Origin of the sequence: Planococcus maitriensis, assembly GCF_003289925.1 — a bacterium.
Taxonomy (GTDB): Bacteria; Bacillota; Bacilli; order Bacillales_A; family Planococcaceae; genus Planococcus; species Planococcus maitriensis.
Genome location: NZ_QLZQ01000016.1, coordinates 1 through 1018, shown reverse-complemented (window position 1 = coordinate 1018; position 1018 = coordinate 1). Strand labels below are relative to the sequence as shown.

The window sequence follows — 1018 nt, the reverse complement described above, 5'->3', positions numbered from 1 at the left end:
TTTATCGGAAGTTGTATGAACACAAAATGGAGAAAAGCGGCCAATCAAAGCGTCTCTTTTCTCCAGTTTTTTCGTCAAGGTATATTTACGAGCAGATTTATTCTGACATAAAAAAAGATAAGAGATATTAGAAAATTTTGATATAATATTAAAAGGGAGAAATATCCCTGCTAATTTATGTAAGTTAGGCTTAGGAAACAATACGGAGGAGGACATTCAGATGATGGAAGAAAAGCGCATGCCGCCTGAAGCAGCCATATTTGGAACAGCAAACGGCGTATTTTTCATGGCGATATTCGGCACATTATGGGCATACACTGGCATTATGGGTTTGCAATGGCCGGGAGGAACGCAAACAGCATTGCTTATCATTGCACTATTAATCGGAATCGCTTTGTGCACAACGGGCTTTCTGCTGCTGCGATCGGGAAGGAAGTTTTCTGGCACCAGCGCTGGTTCAAAGTCCGGAAAAAAACAGCGCAATGCATTTAATCTTATTTTCGCTGCTGAAGGGATTGCCATCGCAATTGCCATCTTTGTTTGTAACGCGACACAAATTACGCAACTCATTCCAATTATCGTGGCGTTGATTGTTGGTGTGCACTTTTTCCCATTGGCTTCACTTTTCGGCGTTCGTGTTTATCATCTGACGGGGGGACTGATTTGTGCAATCGCTCTCGTCGCCTGGATTTTTATTCCGGAGAGAATTTCGATTGGCGGATATGAAGCAAATGCATACATGACGGTAGTTGGCCTGGGGTCTGCACTGGTCCTATGGCTCACGTCTTTGCAGATTGTCCGTATCGGCAGGGGAATTGTTCAGAATGCAGAAGCACGTTAATTCGAACAAAATTGGAGTTAAGAGATGGAGCCCGAAAAGCTTCTTCTCTATATTGATAAGCTCTTTTCTATGTATGAATTGTACTAAATCCAGTTACATATAATTGCTTATCTGAAGGAAAGAAGTGATGGAATAAGCTTCTTTCCTTTCGTTCGTGTAAGTGTACTTTTACGAACG

The 1018-nt window shown here is 41.9% G+C and carries 1 protein-coding gene; it reads left to right on the top strand.

Going from position 1 to position 1018, the window contains the following annotated elements; all coding sequences use genetic code 11:
* The first annotated feature begins 220 nt into the window (after positions 1-220).
* The gene (locus tag DP119_RS15755) at positions 221-841 is read left to right on the top strand and encodes a hypothetical protein (RefSeq protein WP_068869109.1); all 621 of its coding nucleotides are present in this window, start codon (positions 221-223) and stop codon (positions 839-841) included.
* Positions 842-1018 lie beyond the last annotated feature (177 nt).

Excerpts from the sequence above, each read along its gene's own strand:
- DP119_RS15755 (WP_068869109.1), top strand. The coding sequence starts at position 221 with ATGATGGAAGAAAAGCGCATGCCGCCTGAAGCAGCCATATTTGGAACA.